1 pseudogene is annotated in these 217 nt (G+C 54.4%); it reads left to right on the forward strand.

Annotation, left to right across the window (positions count from 1 at the left end):
• Positions 1-29: 29 nt before the first annotated feature.
• A pseudogene (locus tag AF337_RS31095) lies at positions 30-217 on the forward strand (ABC transporter permease); the annotation flags it as partial.

Consider the following 217-nt stretch of genomic DNA (forward strand, 5'->3'; position numbering starts at 1 on the left):
CCGTGGCACGGTAGCTTGAGGAGAGGATCATGAAACCGCTTGGCCGTATCTATCTCATTGCGATCCTTATCTTCCTCTACACGCCCATTCTCGTGATGATGGCAATGGGGTTCAACGCATCGCCGCTCTATGAACTGCCCTTCAGCTTCTCGTTGCAATGGTATCAGGCTCTGTCGAGCAACACCGTGCTCCTGACGGCTGGCCTGAACAGCATCGT

The sequence above is a fragment of the Rhizobium ecuadorense genome, assembly GCF_001187535.1.
Lineage (GTDB): Bacteria > Pseudomonadota > Alphaproteobacteria > Rhizobiales > Rhizobiaceae > Rhizobium > Rhizobium ecuadorense.